At 63.4% G+C, this 16,347-nt stretch carries 13 protein-coding genes and 2 pseudogenes; 1 reads left to right on the forward strand and 14 read right to left on the reverse strand.

Annotated features, from left to right (window positions below; genetic code table 11):
• Positions 1–294 precede the first annotated feature (294 nt).
• The 6 genes from feoB to ACEE23_RS11065 form a co-directional block, all read right to left on the reverse strand.
• On the reverse strand, positions 295–2,226 hold the full coding sequence (gene feoB, locus ACEE23_RS11040) for a ferrous iron transport protein B (RefSeq protein ID WP_368518955.1): 1,932 nt from the start codon (positions 2,224–2,226) through the stop codon (positions 295–297).
• A complete protein-coding gene (locus ACEE23_RS11045) occupies positions 2,223–2,483 on the reverse strand; it encodes a FeoA domain-containing protein (RefSeq protein ID WP_368518954.1) in 261 nt (86 codons plus the stop codon). Before ACEE23_RS11045 ends, feoB begins: the two co-directional genes overlap by 4 nt.
• A 195-nt stretch (positions 2,484–2,678) precedes the next feature.
• Positions 2,679–4,694: a calcineurin-like phosphoesterase C-terminal domain-containing protein gene (locus tag ACEE23_RS11050; protein ID WP_448872687.1), complete on the reverse strand. Its 2,016-nt coding sequence runs from the start codon at positions 4,692–4,694 to the stop codon at positions 2,679–2,681.
• A 93-nt stretch (positions 4,695–4,787) separates the two neighbouring features.
• Positions 4,788–5,957 carry an aromatic acid exporter family protein gene (locus ACEE23_RS11055; protein WP_368521577.1) on the reverse strand — a complete coding sequence of 390 codons (1,170 nt, stop codon included), beginning with the start codon at positions 5,955–5,957 and terminating at the stop codon, positions 4,788–4,790.
• Positions 5,958–6,038: 81 nt separating this feature from the next.
• Positions 6,039–6,770: a hypothetical protein gene (locus tag ACEE23_RS11060; RefSeq protein WP_368521578.1), complete on the reverse strand. Its 732-nt coding sequence runs from the start codon at positions 6,768–6,770 to the stop codon at positions 6,039–6,041.
• The gene (locus ACEE23_RS11065; protein WP_448872684.1) at positions 6,758–6,961 is read right to left on the reverse strand and encodes a hypothetical protein; all 204 of its coding nucleotides are present in this window, start codon (positions 6,959–6,961) and stop codon (positions 6,758–6,760) included. Before ACEE23_RS11065 ends, ACEE23_RS11060 begins: the two co-directional genes overlap by 13 nt.
• 717 nt (positions 6,962–7,678) lie before the next feature.
• Between ACEE23_RS11065 and ACEE23_RS11070 the strand changes: the two genes are divergently transcribed.
• A complete protein-coding gene (locus ACEE23_RS11070) occupies positions 7,679–8,710 on the forward strand; it encodes an alpha/beta fold hydrolase (protein WP_448872682.1) in 1,032 nt (343 codons plus the stop codon).
• Positions 8,711–8,763: 53 nt separating this feature from the next.
• Here ACEE23_RS11070 and cas2e read toward each other — a convergent pair.
• The 8 genes and pseudogenes from cas2e to ACEE23_RS11110 form a co-directional block, all read right to left on the reverse strand.
• A pseudogene (cas2e, locus tag ACEE23_RS11075) lies at positions 8,764–9,132 on the reverse strand (type I-E CRISPR-associated endoribonuclease Cas2e).
• A complete protein-coding gene (gene cas1e / locus ACEE23_RS11080) occupies positions 9,129–10,067 on the reverse strand; it encodes a type I-E CRISPR-associated endonuclease Cas1e (RefSeq protein ID WP_448872680.1) in 939 nt (312 codons plus the stop codon). Before cas1e ends, cas2e begins: the two are co-directional and overlap by 4 nt.
• Positions 10,054–10,761 (reverse strand): type I-E CRISPR-associated protein Cas6/Cse3/CasE, encoded by a 708-nt coding sequence (cas6e, locus tag ACEE23_RS11085; protein ID WP_368521581.1) that lies wholly within the window; start codon positions 10,759–10,761, stop codon positions 10,054–10,056. Before cas6e ends, cas1e begins: the two co-directional genes overlap by 14 nt.
• Positions 10,758–11,474 carry a type I-E CRISPR-associated protein Cas5/CasD gene (gene cas5e / locus ACEE23_RS11090; RefSeq protein ID WP_368521582.1) on the reverse strand — a complete coding sequence of 239 codons (717 nt, stop codon included), beginning with the start codon at positions 11,472–11,474 and terminating at the stop codon, positions 10,758–10,760. The genes cas6e and cas5e overlap by 4 nt, the downstream gene beginning before the upstream one ends.
• Positions 11,475–11,493: 19 nt before the next feature.
• Positions 11,494–12,645 (reverse strand): type I-E CRISPR-associated protein Cas7/Cse4/CasC, encoded by a 1,152-nt coding sequence (gene cas7e / locus ACEE23_RS11095; protein ID WP_368534577.1) that lies wholly within the window; start codon positions 12,643–12,645, stop codon positions 11,494–11,496.
• A gap of 30 nt (positions 12,646–12,675) precedes the next feature.
• Positions 12,676–13,329 (reverse strand): type I-E CRISPR-associated protein Cse2/CasB, encoded by a 654-nt coding sequence (gene casB / locus ACEE23_RS11100; RefSeq protein ID WP_368521727.1) that lies wholly within the window; start codon positions 13,327–13,329, stop codon positions 12,676–12,678.
• Positions 13,322–15,002, reverse strand: a pseudogene (gene casA, locus ACEE23_RS11105) (type I-E CRISPR-associated protein Cse1/CasA). The gene casB and the pseudogene casA overlap by 8 nt, the downstream one beginning before the upstream one ends.
• Positions 15,003–15,158: 156 nt before the next feature.
• Positions 15,159–16,301 carry a helicase-related protein gene (locus tag ACEE23_RS11110; protein WP_448872695.1) on the reverse strand — a complete coding sequence of 381 codons (1,143 nt, stop codon included), beginning with the start codon at positions 16,299–16,301 and terminating at the stop codon, positions 15,159–15,161.
• Positions 16,302–16,347 lie beyond the last annotated feature (46 nt).

The following is a 16,347-nucleotide window of genomic DNA, read 5'->3' on the forward strand; positions in this document are numbered from 1 at the left end:
TCCCGGGGGGAAGGGGCCCTAATTATTAAATCGGTGGGGAAGGCCCCGCCCGGGGCGGCCCCCGCCCCGGGGCGGGGGGGGGGGGCCCCGCGGCCGCGCACCCGCCGCAGCCGCTGGACGGGCAGCCAGAGACCGGTTCGGGCACGAGCCCGCCGGTGGCCAGCAGGTGATCGAGGATGGCGTCGACGACGCCGGCATCCAGCCCGCTGCGCGCGGCGACCTCGGCGCGGGAGGTGACCCCGCGGGCGATGAGCTCGCGCACGGTTTCCAACGGAGAAGTCTGGGCGGTAGTCATTAGAACCACAACCGCAGGATCTGGAAAGCCGCCACAGATAGCGTCCAGGCTAGGGCCAGCTGCACGCCGAAGCCGAAGATGGTCCAGCGCCAGCCGATTTCTCTACGCTGGGCCGCCAGCGTGGCCACGCAGGGGGTATAGGCCAGCAAGAACAGCATGTAGGCCCAGACCGCGGCGCGGGCGTGGCCGCCGGAGGCGGCGTCGAAGTCGGCGCGCACGTGTTCGCTCAGGCTGCTGTGGGCCTGCTCGTCGGGCGCGGCGTCGGTGACGTCGTCAACGGAGTAGGTCTGCGCCCAGGTCGAAATCAGCGCTTCCTTGGCCACGAAGCCGGTGACCAGCGGCCCGGTCAGGGACCAGGAATCGAAGCCGGCGGGGGCGAAGATGGGCGCGGCGGCATCGGCAAGCGCGCCGTAGGCGGAGTCTTCGACGGCGAGCTCACCGGCGCTGGCCTCATCCAGCTGGGCGGCGGAGACCGGCAGGGCCATGAGCATCCAGACCACCACGACGGTGGCGACGATGATGCCGCCGGCGGTGCGCAAGAAGCCCTTGAGCCGGGTCCACATGACCGATAGCGCCAGGCGCGGGGTCGGGATCTGGTAGGTCGGCAGGTCGATGACCAGGGGCTCGTACGGCATCGCGCGCCAGAGCGTGTGGCGCAGCAGCAGGCCGGTGAGTACGACCAGCGCAATCGAGATGACGTACATGGCAAAGACCACGGACCCGGCGTGCGCGGGGAAGAAAGTGCTGGCCAGCATCACGAAGACGACCAGGCGCGCCGAGCACGAAGTGAACGGGATGAGCAGGCAGGTCAGGATGCGGTGGCGCGGGGTGCCCAGCACGCGGGTGGCGGAAATCGCCGGCACGTTGCAGCCAAAGCCCACGACGATGGGGATAAACGCCTTGCCCGGCAGGCCGATGGCCCGCATGACGCGGTCGGTGACCACCGCCGCCCGGGCCATGTAGCCGGAGTCTTCCAGCACCGCGAGGCAGATAAACATCAGCGCCATCAGCGGCGCAAAGGTCAGCACCATGCCGACGCCGCCGACGAGGCCGTCGACGATAAGGCCCGTGACCAGCGGGTGGTCCCAGCCGAGCGCGCCGAGGGCCGCGGTGACCGCGCCGGAGACCGGCCCGGAGACAAGCGCCTCGAGCCCGTCCTGGAGGGGCCCGGCCACGGTGGTGGTGATTTGGAAGACCAGCCACATCACGGCCATAAACAGCAGCGGGCCGGCCACGGGGTGCAGGGCCACCTTGTCGAGGCGCTGCGTAAACGTGGTGACCTCGTGGTCCTGGCTGACCGCGGCGCGGGCGGCGGCGTCCAGGTCGATAAAGCGCTGGTCGGGGGTGTCGTCCGGGCGCAGCACCTCCGGGCTGCTTGCCAGGGCCGCGTTCGCGGCCGTGCGTACGCGGGACATCCCGTCGCGGCGGCGCGGGTCGACTGCCACCACCGGCAGTCCGGTGGCGGCCGCCAGCGCGTCGGCGTCCACGCGCATCCCCCGCGCCTGGGCCACGTCCAGCTTGGTCAGCGCGACGATAATCCGGTAGGGCTCGCCGGCGAGCTGGAAGGCGATGTTCAGGCCGCGGGCGACGGCGGTGGCATCGACGGCCACGATGACGAGATCGGGGCGGTGGCAGGGCGGGGCGTCGAGCAACATGTCGCGGGTCAGCGCCTCGTCGGGGCTGAGCGGATCGAGGGAGTACGCGCCCGGGAAGTCGATGACGTCGGCCTGGGCGTCCTTACCCAGGCGCCAGGCGCCGCGGCTGATTTCCACGGTCGTGCCCGGCCAGTTGCCGGTCTGGGCGCGGGCGCCGGTCAGGGCGTTAAAGAGGGTGGATTTGCCGGAGTTGGGCGCGCCGACCAGCGCGACGATGGGCGAGCCTTCCGGGGCCAGCGCCCCGCCCGGGTTGCCGTGGCAGGTTGCGGTGGTCATGCCAGCACCTCCAGCAGGCGCAGGGTGTGGGCATCGACGGCGTAGCGGCAGGTGCCGACGCTCACGATGCGCGATCCGCCCGCCACGGCCGGGCCAATCTCGGCCTGCGCCCCGGCGCGCAGGCCCAGTTCGGCCATGCGATTGGCCAGCGGGGCGTTTGCCTGGCGCAGGTGCTCCACGTTCGCGGCGGTTAAAACGAGTGAGGTCCCCCGCCTCCCGCGGGGCGGGCGCTGGGCCCGGGAAGCAATGGCTGGCATGGCCATCGTCCTTTCGGTCGGTGGTGCGTGTCGTCGAAGCCGCGCACCAAAGGCTTATAACACCTTTTAAGCTACTCCGAGTTAGCCAACCCTACCCAAATTTTCGAGGCAAGTGTGACCAAGTAGACCTTAACCAAAGTCCGGGGCCACTCCCCTGCCTCGCGACCTGCCGCTTGCCCAGCGCATGCCCGATGTTTACAGGCGGATACCCAGCTGGCGGGCGTAGCCGCGCAGCTGATCCATAACCGCCGGGTTGCTCAGCGCGCCGCCGACCGCGGCGATGATGCCGACCAGGCCCACGATAGCGGCGACGGTGCCGCCCCGGCTGGAGCCGCTGCTCAGATCAGCGGACGAGCCGTCGGACGAGCCGGCGGAGGAACCGTCCGAGCTCTGGCCGTCCTGGCCGTCCTGGCCGTCCTGGTCGTCCTGGCCAGCCTCGCCGACGACGAACTCGTAGTCCTTGGTGTAGGTGTTGCCGTGGACGTCGGTCGCGGTGACCTGGGCGGTGTGGGTGCCTTCTTCCAGGTCTTCCGGCAGCGGCGCGCGCCAGATGTGGGCGGCACGGTCCGCGATGCTGCCGCCGTGGACGGCCTGGGCCTGCACGGCCAGCGGGTCGGAGTACTCGGCGCCGTAGCGCTGCTCCTCGCCCTGCATCGGCTGGGTGCGCTCGGCCTCGACGGCCTCGGCGCCGTCGAAGGAGACCTCGACGGTGGAGCCGGTAGCTCCCATAAAGAAGTTGGTGGTCAGGTAGGACTCGCCCAGCTCCTCGGCGCCCACCTGCTCCGGGTTATCGAAGGCCGGCAGGTCACCGCCCTTCTTGGCCTGGGAGCCGTCGTACTCGATGGTCTCGTCGTACCACTCGCGGTAGCGCGGGGTGTTCAGGGAGACGTTCATCTGGTCGTTCTGGTTGCCGCCGACCGGGGTGAAGAACTCGCTGACCTCGGAGCCGTTGATGTCCAGGGTGAGCACGCCCGGCTTGGAGCCGTCGCGGCCGTAAGACTTCGGCACGCCACCCTCGCCCATCTCGCCGGAGTACCAGTCGCCGGAGATGGCGCCGGCCACGATGTTGGTAAACGGCAGCTCGTCCACGCCCAGGGTGTCCTTCCACTCCTGGGTGCTGTCGCCGGCGCGCATATTGGCTACAGCATGGGTGTGGCCGCTAACGGCGATGGTCTCGCGGCCTTCGACCAGCTTGGCGATCTCCTTGACCTGGTCTACCTGGTGGCGGGCGGAGCCGGAGTCGGAGAAGGAAAACAGCGGGATGTGGGAGGCCAGGACGATGACCTTGTCCTCGGGCGTGCGCTCAAGGTCGGCGCGGAGCCAGGCCATCTGGTCGGCATCGAGTGCGCCGTTGTACTGCTCGCCGTCGACGGGGTACTCGACGGATTCCAGGGAGATGATGTGCGCGTTGCCGACGTCGTAGGAGTGGTAGGCCGGGCCGAATTCCTGGCGGAAGGTGTCGAATTTGTGCTCGGCATCGGCGTCGAAGTCCAGGTCGTGGTTGCCGGGCAGGAAGCGCGCCGGCGCGTTGAGCATGCCGGTCAGCTCGCGGGTGTCCGGGTAGAGGGAGAGGTCGTCGCCGACGACGTCGCCGATAAACAGCGCGCCGCAGTTGGTGAAGTCGTCGCGCTGGCTGAGATCGGTGAACGCGCCGGCGCGGGCGTAGCCGACCTCGTCCTTGTCGTAGGTCTGGATGTCGCCGCCGATGAGGCAGCGCTGGTTGTCCAGCGCAGAGTCCGGGTCGGTCACGAGCGGGAAGTTGACGGCCTCCGGCGTGCCACCGCTGGCCTCGATGCCGCCGTATTTCAGCTCCGGGGAGCCTTCCGGGACGTGGTTGTAGTAGAACTGCGCGGCGTTGGCCTCGTCGACGGGCACCTGGTAGCCGGCCGGCTGGGTGATGAAGACGGTGGTGTTCTCGTCGACCGGGATCTCGTAGCGGCCCTCGGCGTCGGTGGTCACGACCTCGCGGCCGTTGGAGACGGCCACGCCCTCGATGGGGGCCTCGTCGTCGTCCTGGGTGGAGTTGCGGTTGGTGTCGTCGAAGACGGTGCCGGTGAGGGTGTCGCGGACGGCATCGCCAGCAGCGGGGACGACCTCGACAGCACCGCGGTAGAGGCCGTCGTCGGCCAGGGCGGTCGGTACGGCGAGGGTGGACAGGGACAGGGTGAGCGCGGAGATGGTGGCAACGGAGCGGTAGCGGCGGTGAGCCATAACAAGAATCCATTCGAGTGTGAGAGAGTCGGTACGCCCGCACACTCTAGGGGCCGCTCGTAACCGCGCCTTGAATTTTAGCTTTCGACTAAGTTAACAATCGTCTTTCCAGACGTTGGGCTTGTAGCCCGGCGTCGGCGTGGTTGGGGTCAGCGCCGACGATGCCTCCTCGTGGGTATAGCCGCACACCCCCATCAGGTCGACGAGCAGGGAGCGCACCTGTGCCAGCATGACCGTGGTGGAGATCCCGCGGGAGATGCCCTGGGCGTGCACCAGCTCCACCCCGGTCTGGGCGGCCAGGCGGCGCAGGCCGGTGGTCAGCTCGGAGATCTTGGTCGAATCGGCGAAGTCCGGGTCGGTCAGGATGGCGTCGGAGAGCTGGGTGGTCAGCTCGGCGACATCGCGCAGCAGCTCGATGAGCTCGTCGGTGATGGGCTCGCGGTCCAGCACCGCGACGTGCGCCCGGCGGGAGAGCACGCGCGTGTTGCGCATGGCGTTGTCCACGTTGTTGAGCAGCCCCAGCAGCACGCGCATGTCCTCGCGCTGCTTGACCAGCAGCGGGGAGGCGAAGACCACCTCGCGGGAGTTGTTGGCCTCGGCGATCATCTTGTTGATGTTGGCCTGGCTGCCGCGGGCGCGCTCCAGGGCGCGGGCGATGCCGGCGGCATCACGGGCGTGGGTGGCCTGCGCGACCTCGTCCAGGATGGAGCCGGTCAGCCCCAGGATGCGCGCGACCTCGCGGCGCCCGTTGCGCAGCGGCGAGGCCGGCACCAGCGCCATGACCAGCAGTGCGACCATGCCGCCGACCAGGGAGTCCACCATGCGGTCGGTGCCCCCGGAGGTCTCCGGCGGCAGGATGGTGGCGATCAGCACCGCGGCGAAGGCCGCGTGGTTGGCCACCAGGGCGCCGCGGTCGACGAAGGTCGCCAGGGCCACGGCGACGGCCACCCCGACCGCGATCTGCCAGGCGCCGGTGCCCACGAAGTAGATGAGCCCGTCGCCCACGCCGACGCCGAGGGTCACGCCGACGACCAGCTCCATGGATTTGCGCACGCGGTCCCCGGCGGCCGAGTAGACGATGACGGCCGACATCGGGGCGAAAAACGGCAGCGCGTGCCCGATGACGTAGTGCGAGAAGCCGAAGGCCAGGCCCGCCGCCAGGCCAATCTGGATGATATACATCCAGTTGGAGCGCAACCGCCCCAATCCCTGCCGGACTTTACCGATTGTCAGCGCCTTCGCCACATGCTTTGCTCGTGCCACACCCTAGATAGTAGCCCGCGCCCAGCGAAAACAAGGCATCGCGAGCGCCTTAAAATGCGCTTAAAGCCCTCCCCGGCACAGCTAGCGGTTCAGCGGCGTGCCCTGCCACCTAAAGCCGCGGTCCATAAGCAGGCTGCCGGTATCCGACGGGCGCAGGGTGAGCTGGTGGGCGGCATCGTCAAGCTGCAGCTGCCCGTCCACGAGGCGGTAGCGCAGGTGGTACTCGTCCGCGAATTCTTCGCCGGCGCCGAAGTTCTGCTCGTCGTCGGCCATCGGGGCCAGCAGGTACAGATCCAGGCGCGGGCGGCCCGGCTCGCTGTCATCGACCCGGTAGAAGCCGGCTTGCAGGTCCCCGTTGGCGCGGCGGACGGTCGCCCCCGCGAACTCGCCCGGGTCGGCGTCCAGCTGCTCGAGCGCCGGCCCGCTGGCCACCTGCTGCTTGCCGAGGGCCACGGTGGACAGGCGGGCATCGTCAAGCAATTGGGGCGCGGGCTCCGAGCTGTCCTGGGCGACCTGCCACACGCCAGCCAGATCCTCGTGGACCGTGGCGAACTGCTTGGGCACGAGCACAGCCGGCGCCACCAGACCGGCGACCAACAGCACGGCCGCCGCCACGGGCGGAACCCAGCGCGTAAACCTGTGCACCCGCGGCCACGGGATAAGCCGCGGAACCTGCATCTTCGGCACGGAACGGCCCAGCGCGAAGGCCAGCACGCGCGGCACCCAGGGCGCTAGGACGATAAGGAAGAGCACCATCTGGACGAAGGATCCCTGCTTGACCGGCACGTCGAAGGTCAAGTTCAGCAGCCACACCACCCGAGGGAAACCGCCCCGATGAGGCCACCCAGCCACGCCGTGCGCCGCCACAGCACGAGCGCCGCGGCGAGCAGCTCCACAGCACCGGCCAGAAACTGCACCCACGGGCTAAAGGCCATGAACGTCCACAACAGCCCCATCGGGGACTTCTCCCCAACCGTAATCAGCAGCTGCGGGTAATCGACCACCCCCCATCTGCAGCAGGATCACCTTCGCCGCGGCATACGGCAAGGCAAAGAGACAAATAACCACGTGGACGACAGCATGCAGCGCCCACCCAAACGTGCGCCACGGAACGCGGCGGAAAAAGGAAGTCGAAGTCATAGCCACAATCCCGCCACGCACCGCGACCGCGCAGAAGAGGGCGAGCACGCAATTTCACGGTAGGGCCCGCCCTACCCCCCGACTGAGCGCGAAAACCGCACGGGATCTGTCCATAGTTTTGCCATAAAACGGTTGCACTTAGCATTTGCAACACTCATAATGACAGTTGCCGCGGGAACCTTTCACCCGCGGATCTCTTGTTTCTCGCATGCCTAACGAACGGCACGCCTACCTGGAAAAGGAATCCATACATGCTTGCATCCCGCCGCCTCACGCGGCCTATCCTGGCTTTTCTGCTCACGTCATCTTTGGTGGCCACCAACGTCAGCGCTCACGCCGCTCCTACTGCCGAGCTACCCGAATCCGCTCTGGTCCATGACGCTCTTTCCGATCCCGTTGCTGACCAGTCCCCCGACACTTCTGAGCAGGTCCGCGAAGCCGCGGATGAAATGAACCACAACTCGCCTAGCTTACACTCCCGTGGGGCCGACAAAAGCACTGGAGATGCCTACTCATCCTTCTACCACGACCCAGTGGACCTGGATGGTTCTTCCCCAGGACAATTGTTCCGGAATTCCTCGGTGCGAAACCCCCTAAACACGCTGGGCATTACCAACATCGGCCCTTACAAGGCGGAACGCATCCTCTACTCTTCCACCAACCGCAAGGGAGAGCCCATTCCAGTCAGCGGGATCGTCATCGAGCCGAAGAAGGATTGGATGGGGGACGGGCCACGTCCCGTGGTCGCCTACGCCCCCGGCACCCAGGGCGTAGCCGACCACTGCTCGCCATCGCGCAAAATCGCCGAAGGCGTGGGCGACTACGAACAGCTCTTCTTTGAAAGCCTCCTCAAGGAGGGATACGCAGTGGTCCTAACCGACTATGAAGGACTTGGCACTCCCGGCCTGCATACCTACATGGACCGCCTCAGCCAAGCCCACGCCGTGCTCGATAGCGTACGTGCTGCGCAGCAACTAGACGGCTGGGATTTGGGTCCGGAGAATCCCGTTTTCCTCAACGGCTATTCGCAGGGTGGCGGCGCAACCGCCAGCGCCGCGGAGCAATATGACTCTTACGCCCCAGAGCTCAACGTCAAGCTCGCAACCGTCGGCGCCGTCCCAGCCGATCTGACTCTTTTGCCACCAGCCCTCGACGGAACTACGTACTTCCTTTTCGAACTCTTCGCTCTACTTGGTTTGTCCCAAAGCTACGGCACCGATTTCAATGACCGGCTCAGCACTCGCGGACAGGAGGTCCTCCGCAACGCTACGAACACGTGCACGCTGGGCCTCGGGCTCTATTCCGGACAGACCATCTCCGGGCTTACCGCCGACGGCACTGACGTTTACGAGCTCATCGAAACTGCTCCTTATAACCAGATTCTCGCGGAGCAGCACATCGGCCACCGAGCTCCCACCGTCCCGGTAGTCATCACACACGGCCGGGGCGACGACGTCATCCCCTTCGACACAGCCGAACAATTGGCTGCAGAGTGGGCCGACCGCGGTGCACAAGTCACCTTCCTTCCGAATGATGCTGGTTCGCACGTAGCCGGCACCATCCCGCACATCGACGCCACCCTCGACGCCATCAAAGCGGTACTAAACAGCTAGCCGACTCTTCCCACCTACCGCTGCCTAAGACTCACGGTCTGCACAGGCTTTCCTTAGGACGACCTGTTACCTCGGGTTTGTTTGTCATAAGCGGTCCGGAAGCGGCGGGCGTTAGACCACCCGGTCCTGCGCTGCGGCTGCTTCCGGCGGTCGGTAGGGCGCATCATGAGAGTCAGCCCATCGAAATCGGTGGGTTTCCATTGGTGCCGGTGGGTCCGAAATTCCATCCTCTACTCGTTGTTGGTGGAATACACGAGCAGGGCCCGACCGTCCTTACACAGCTCAATCGTCCGTTCCCACAACAGCTCCCTAATCCGCGCGGTCGGCCGGCCGACGAAAACTCCCGGCGATACCTCCATCAGCCACTTGGTGAGGTCGCCGCGCAACCCTGCGGGACAAGCGGATAAAACCAGTACCATCATGACAACTGCTCTTCCTCAGCCCAGTTGATTCCAGACGCGATGACCTCGAGCTCGCTCCACAGCAGTAGCTCCGCGTCATTTAAGAGCTCGTCATCAGGGACGTCGAACAGTGTCTTAAGGTCGCCGACCATACGAGGCATCAGTCGTTGCTCGACCACAGCGTCGCGCACGCGGCGGCGGACTTCGACGCTAGGCTGTCCACCCGCAGCTGCCACGGCATCAAATGCGGCGGGGATGGAGATTTCAGCCTTGTAAAGGTCCGCAATATCGTAAACAAACGAACGGTCCGTGCCCGTGTGAATAATGCCTAGGGCGGGGATGAATCCTAGGGCAGCAACGACGGCATGGGTGACCCCGTAAAGGGCCGCGGAACCTGCTGTCAGGGCCTGGTTAATCGGATCCGAAGAACTGAAATCACTGGGATCGTAAGATCGACGGTTCCAGTACACGCCGGTGCGTTTGGCCTCGGCCGCGTAGATCTTCTTCATCCTGGCGCCTTCCCTGCCGCGCAGCTGCGCCATGGTCAACCTACTCACGTCTTCACCGGCGAAGCGCATGGAATACATCGCCCTAGCGCAGTTCAGCCGTCGGCGCTGGTTGGTCACTACGGAAGCATGTATTTCAGCCATACGCGAGGACTTAGCAGGTGGCCTACCGCTCGCGTAGTAGCGCACGCCGCGCTCCCCGACCCACACGGTTGAGACCCCGGCGTCGCCGTGCAACGCCATGGCCGCGTACGTCACCCTGGTCCCTGGTCCCAGCAACAGCGCGGCGAGGTGCGTAGCAGGCAAATGCGCGATCCCGCGCCGGTCCTGGATGGTCAGAGAATTTCCTTCTCTATTTACCACTGCCCTTTCCACGTAGAGAAAGCTCAGCCGGTCTTCCATCCTCGACAGCGCGGTGCGCGCAATAGGTACCTCCCTAGGCGTTGGCATTGGTTCGGGCCCTGGCCAGAGTCATCAGGCCGCACCCGTAACCGCGCGCTCGCCCAATTCCTTGTGTCAGCGCCGCGCGCAAGAGATCTGGATCCGTAACTTCCAGGACACCCGCGAAACGAGCAGTCACGATGTGCACTCGAGCGCTGCTTCGACCACGACGGAAATCGAGAGTCTTACGCTCGATGACGGTGGGTACTTCGGTCGGATCCCAACGCTGCCGTTCTTGGTCTGATACTTCGTCACTAGCCCGAGGGGCGAGGCTAAAGCCACACTTGCCTGCCTTGTCATACAGCCATCCGAGCTGGTGCGGGACCGATACGTGAGCCTTAATCTTGCTGCGCTTGCCCTCAACTGTCTGGGCGAAGGTAGGGTTCGCCACCAGCTCGAAGTGCCAGCGCTGCCCCTTCTTGAGCGCCGCAAGAAAGCGGTCGTATTCAGCAATCTGTGCTGGACGAGTATCCCACCCGGCCTGCTCAACAATGTGCTGACCGGAGGGCTTTTCCGGACCGACGATGTAGAGCGCGTGCTCATGACCGTTAGTGTCCGCACGCCACAGCACTCGGCCGGAAGACTCGTCCAGATCCGGCGGAAACGCCGCTCGGACGGCCGCGTGCATGGACTGCGGGTCTGTCAAAAGCTTGCGCCCCTGCCTCCTGGCTGGGTTAATCAGCACTTTCGTCAACGTTGTCATGCGTTCAGCACCGCCTCAAGGAAGGGATCCGCCTGCAGCTCGTTGGGCTCCAGGGGGTTGGTCAAGGTGGCGTAGTCGGTCTGGACGACCTCTCGCCAGCCATATTTTCGGTGTTCAGGGTTGTAGGAGACCGGCACGTCCTGGCGCGCGACCCCTACCTCACCCGCTTGGGCATCCCGGTAGATGGGCAGGGTCACCCGCTCGCCGCAGGTTTTCATGTGATTCTTGGTCGCATGCCATTTCTGGTGGCCCTGCAGCGCCTCGACCGCCGATTTATCCACGACGCCCAGGACCAGGTTGGGAGGAACAGGACACGAACGCCGCCCCATAAACAACGGGTAGACGGGATCATTGAGCGCCTCAACAAAGCCTTTCAGCAGTGACCGGTCCTCTGCCTCCACCGCGACTACGAAGGCCGCGTCCGACAGAAAATACCGGGTAATCAGCTTAGCGGATGCTTTGGGATCACGTTGCCACGGTTGCGCGGTCTGATAATCGCGCAGCAAGCTGCCGGATTGGTCGACGCGCACGGCAAGCCGCAGATGTGCAAGATCCTCGATCGGGTCGGTCCGTCGTCGCCCTTGGGCCGCCGCGATCAGACCGACGATGCCGGATTTAGACGGCGTCGGCGCCGTCGTTCTGGTGGCATACCGGGACTCATCGCCCCACGACTGCATCGGCCCCTTTAGCAAAAGCAAAAGAGAAGAAGTCATTGGCAAAAACTCCTAACCCTTAGCTTTCCAGAGCAGCGGAAACACGCTCTTGCAGCTCGCTGAGGGTTACTGCTTCTGCGATATCGGCGAAAGCTTCCCGAGCCTCTTCGAAGCCCAGCACGAATCCAGCCTTCGGCTTGAGGTCATACATTTCTTCGAAGCCCTTTTCCTCGGCCGCAAGAGCCTTGGCGCCGGCCACACGGAGGCTCTCTGCCTCAGTCGGCTCCACCGGCGATTCAAAAGCGGTGACCAGGGAAACCGGGCGGGTCTCACGAACCGCCACATAGACCAACTCCGGGAGCGTCTGGTTGGCAAACGTGTTGATCTTGCCGGTCGGCATCGACTTGATGAAGGCGTCGATGAACTGCCCCGCAGCAGTACGGGCTTCCTCCTCGGACCCCAGGTTTTCAGCCAGCCCACCCAGATTTACCGTGGCGTAGCGGTACAAGGTCGACGACATCATCTGAACCGTGCCAATCATTCCCGCACCGGTTTCCTCCCCGGCTTCCGCGAGGTCGTCCACTGCGGTGAAGTAATCAAATTCCGGCGCGCTAGCGTGGATGCCCAGTGCATGGGCCACCTGGACTGCGGCGTCCACGTTGTAGGCAGCATCGTCAGCGACCATGCGCCCGAACATCGCCATGTCTACGGAGTGCTCAGTATCAAGGATTTCCTTGGCCTCGCCCTTCTTGATCTTTTCGCCATCAGCCTCAACGAGGGCCTTTACTGCCCGATCAATTTGGTGCGGGCTCAGGAAGATCAAATAGCTGGTTTGTGGGTAGTACGCGTCGTCCAGCTTCTCCTGCTGTTCCTCGCCGGCTTCTACTTCCTTCTTCAGGGAGGTGATCTTCTTCTTGTCGACTTCCACCTTGATTCCGGCAGCCTTGAAAAGCTGAGTTACAGCTTCGATGGAGCGTTCGTTGTCCCAGCCCTCATGTACTTGGAGGCCTTGAGCAATTTCCTGCGGGAGGCGCTTGGAGCGCTTGCCGACACTGTCGGGAGAAACATTGGACTCGAAGTACTTGCGGATGGCGCGCTTCCAAGACTGCGAGGAGACGCGCTGACGCGGCACGCCACCGTAGACGGCGGACTTCGGTGCCCCAGTGTCATCGCGGTTGATCAGGGACGGTGGAACGGTTTGCAGGGCATGGATATCGACGATGTAAGACATGGTTTTCCTTTCGAGAGGGAGGGAGTTTAGTTAGGACTTTTGGGGACGAAAGCTCGCACCGGCGGCGAAATCGCGTCCCCAGCGCAGAAGCACCCCTTGGCGACGCGAGGCGTCACCCTGTGTCGTAGAGGTCTGGAGCAGGACGCGGAGATCACTAGCGAAATAACCGTAGTGGAATGCCAATTTCGATGAACGCAGAAGCGTAATGAGCGATCTCAGCTGAACCATCCGGGAGGCTTCATCTCGCGCTAGCAGCATCGCGTCGAAGCGAGGTTTGATAGACCCCGATTCCCGGATGGCGTACATTCGTCCGCACGCCCAGGCGAAGCTATGCGTGGACACGTGTGCTTCGCTGGTTGCGCTTTGCATGTGAATACCGAACGCGACTAGGGCGTGGAACGCTGCCTTCTCGCTCGGCGAGAGGCTCGTGCCCTTGCCCAGCTCCCGCTCTTCCAGCGGTGGCTCCAGCAACAGCAGTATTTCCTCGAGAGCCAAAGGCTGTTGTTCTGGGGTACGTGAGGAGTATTTTCGCAACTGGGCTAGCGCGCCTCGGGCCCGCGCAGCCGCGGCATGATTAGGGCTGCGCAAATAGGCGTACTGCAAGGCTTCTACCGTCTTGGTAACCGAGGCGTGCAGGCCGGCTCGTTCTACGACCGGCTGAGCCACGTCTTGCGTTTCAAGCATGGACTTCATCCTTTTCTTCCGTCGAGTTTTGGTCTTCTGGCTCGGGCACCGTCAATGGCAGGTCCTTCTTCAAACGACGTCTGAGAGCTTGGTGCAACGTACCAGCCGATACAATCCGTCCGTGCCCCTTTTCGTCCGCGTCTGTGATACGGCCGACAATGGCCTTTTGCCCTGCGCCTCGTACCAGTTCAACCGCCTGATCCAGCGCTTCTTCCAGAACAGCGAACTGCCACTGTCGGGCACGCTTGTCCACGTTTTCGGTATCGACGGTGGCTAACCAGTCGATGAACTTCGGCTCAAGACGAGAGTAGAGCCGATCCGCTGCGGCAGCGCCAAATTCATAATCACCTCCGGCCGCTACCAAAAGCTGGCCCGCGAACCATCCGACGCTCACGGCGGCAGCTCTAGTCTTCTCCACCGCTGTGCGGACGGCCTCGCGCACTCGCTTACCTGTGTCGTCCGTACGCAAGACAGCCAGCGGCAAACCAATGGATGTGCTGAAAGTGGTGCCCACCGAGGACTCTTGTGGCCCGTAAACCATAGAGACCAAAGCGAGATCAAGGACCCGCGTCTCCAGGTATCCGTCGGCGGAAAGATTCGCCAAGTTGCTGAGGGTGGCAGGCCGGATTGGCGCCTTTTCTTTCTTTGTGAAGCCAGCGTCTCCGGTCACGGCGACCAGGGCATCTAGCGATTTCCACATCGTACGGGTTTCATCGTAGGGCCGCGGGTAGTAGGCGTCCTCCGTCTGCGTGGACTGGTTAGGGCTGTACCGATACGGCGTCATTGGGTCGCCGAAGACATTCTTACCTGCTGCGGGGATTCGGTCCCCGTTGGCCAAGACGACTCGGCGGACTCTCCCACCCTCCACGTGAAGCCGGATCCGGCGGGCCTGCCACGTCGCTAGATCGGCGGCCCCCTGAGGCGCAGCCCCTTCCTTCGGATCCGATCCTGGCCGCTGGGCTGCCGAGTCCTGCGGGCGTTCCCACACGGGTAAATCCCCCGAGAGATCACGTGCGGTTGCGCTTTGGTTTACTGCCTCTGGGGCCGTATTAAGGATCAAAGTGTCGAGCAAACCATACGGGCTGAGAATCAACGTTCCCCCCAGTCTGCCCCGACCACCCAGTGCCAATCGGGTAACCTTTCCCTCCTGTGACGCGTTCGTCACCGACCGCACCAGACTTAATACCGGAATAATCGTATGCTTGCGCATGAACCAACCATCGCGCAGCCTCGGCGAAGGACAAGGACTCCCGTTCCTCCGCCGTACGCATCGTAAATAAAGCACTCGCGGCCTCGGGCACGATCATAGAAACCGACTTGGTCCCGCCAGACTTCGTGTGCAAATCCGCGACCTGCATGAACGGCTGCTTGTCATCGAGCAGATCAAACCGGTCTTCGTAGGTCTCTAGATAGTCTAGAACTACATCGTCGCGACCCGAGTCACGCAGGAATTCCCGCGTTTCTTCGAACCATTCTCCCCAATCGAAGGAGTCATCTCTCCGCGAAGTGGGTAATGCTTCTGAGATTTCCTGGGCGTGGGCACGCCAGAAAATAGCTAGTAGGACGCGGATAACCGCATAATCCTGGGTAGGTGACTCCCCAACGATCTTCGCGACGCGTACGCGCCCATCAAAGATTTCTCTGACACTGACTACACGAGGATTTCCCTCCATATCCATACAACGAATCCACGGCACATCCAACAGGTTGAACGTCGTCGGTTTGGTATCGCCATTATCAGTCACGGTTGCCACCCTCCTTTCTGTACTTAGTTGTTTTTGTATTTAGGTTTGGCCTTGTTTGAAGAGGCACTTTCTAATCTAGAGCTCTCACTGGACCCTCCCCTCCGAACCATCGCTCAAGATTTCGATTCCTAACTCCCTGGTGTATTGAACTTTAAATCGTCCCAGCTCACAGCATCCTTCTTCATCAAGTTCTAGGGCTAACTGCCCACGAAGGATTGGGCTTTGTTGCCAGGTTGCTGGTGTGGACTGTTCAAGTTCCGTCACGACCGCATCGAAGTCCTGCGGCCGGCGCGTCATACGGGTAGGAAGGCGGACCGTCCCAGTTGCTAACTTTCGTGCTTGCCTAAACGGCAGCTCTTCCCCCGTGAGGATCTCAGTATCCGTCCCAAAAGGAAGGTAGCCATACTCTGTCGCGATAACCGGGATTGCTTCCACCGTTGGTTCAGCATCACGGACCATGGCCGCGCCCCGTTCCCCATCAGCGCCAGCGCTACGTGAACCGGCGTTCTCACTGACTAGCTGCTGAAACAAGCTGGAGAACTTCTTCGTGTCCGGCGGCGGTATCCGGAAGCTGGCCGATCGACTTTCCGCCCGTTTTCTCTTGGCCAAATCCTCGTTGCGGGCCCGACGTACTGCTTCGGCCCAGGCCTCTTGCACCGGCCAATCCTCGGCATATGCCTGCCGGACCAAGTCAGGTACATCCGCAGGGCGCTGGAATGAATCGGGAAGCGTCGCCAGCGTTGCGAGCAACAGAGCGTCGCCATAAATGGCACTTGCCCCACCATCGAATTCGGGTGCAGGCTCCCGCTCGAGGATCCCACGGATGAACACCTGCGGAGTTCTTAAACCACTTGGCCGATCCCCTCGCGGCCTGCGGTGGCGGTGGATTCGGCCCGCACGCTGAATCACTAGGTCCATGGGGGCGATATCAGTGATCAACACATCAGCGTCGATGTCCAAACTTTGTTCTGCCACTTGGGTGGCAACAACAACCTTTCGCCAGGGCCTGCCACTCCCCCTTTGCGCATGCGGGCCTAGCTCGGCCCGCAACCGGTCTTCTTTCTCAGAGCGCTGCCAAGCAATGAATCCAGCGTGGTGGAGTTCCACCTCTCTGGGAAAGGACACGCAAAGTTGTTGGTAGGCGGCTTGCACCCGGGCAATCGTATTGACGATAACCAAGAGACAACCACCTTGTCTGAGGTTACCCTCGAGTAGTGGACACCCTATTAGTACGGATCTTGTGTCCGTAGGAGAGGATGTTCATTGTGAATTC

Source organism: Corynebacterium sp. 32222D000AT (genome assembly GCF_053546955.1).

Excerpts from the sequence above, each read along its gene's own strand:
- ACEE23_RS11050 (WP_448872687.1), bottom strand. The coding sequence starts at position 4,694 with ATGGCTCACCGCCGCTACCGCTCCGTTGCCACCATCTCCGCGCTCACC.
- casB (WP_368521727.1), bottom strand. The coding sequence starts at position 13,329 with ATGCTTGAAACGCAAGACGTGGCTCAGCCGGTCGTAGAACGAGCCGGC.
- cas7e (WP_368534577.1), bottom strand. The coding sequence starts at position 12,645 with ATGTCTTACATCGTCGATATCCATGCCCTGCAAACCGTTCCACCGTCC.
- ACEE23_RS11045 (WP_368518954.1), bottom strand. The coding sequence starts at position 2,483 with ATGCCAGCCATTGCTTCCCGGGCCCAGCGCCCGCCCCGCGGGAGGCGG.
- feoB (WP_368518955.1), bottom strand. The coding sequence starts at position 2,226 with ATGACCACCGCAACCTGCCACGGCAACCCGGGCGGGGCGCTGGCCCCG.
- cas1e (WP_448872680.1), bottom strand. The coding sequence starts at position 10,067 with ATGCCAACGCCTAGGGAGGTACCTATTGCGCGCACCGCGCTGTCGAGG.
- cas5e (WP_368521582.1), bottom strand. The coding sequence starts at position 11,474 with ATGACTTCTTCTCTTTTGCTTTTGCTAAAGGGGCCGATGCAGTCGTGG.
- cas6e (WP_368521581.1), bottom strand. The coding sequence starts at position 10,761 with ATGACAACGTTGACGAAAGTGCTGATTAACCCAGCCAGGAGGCAGGGG.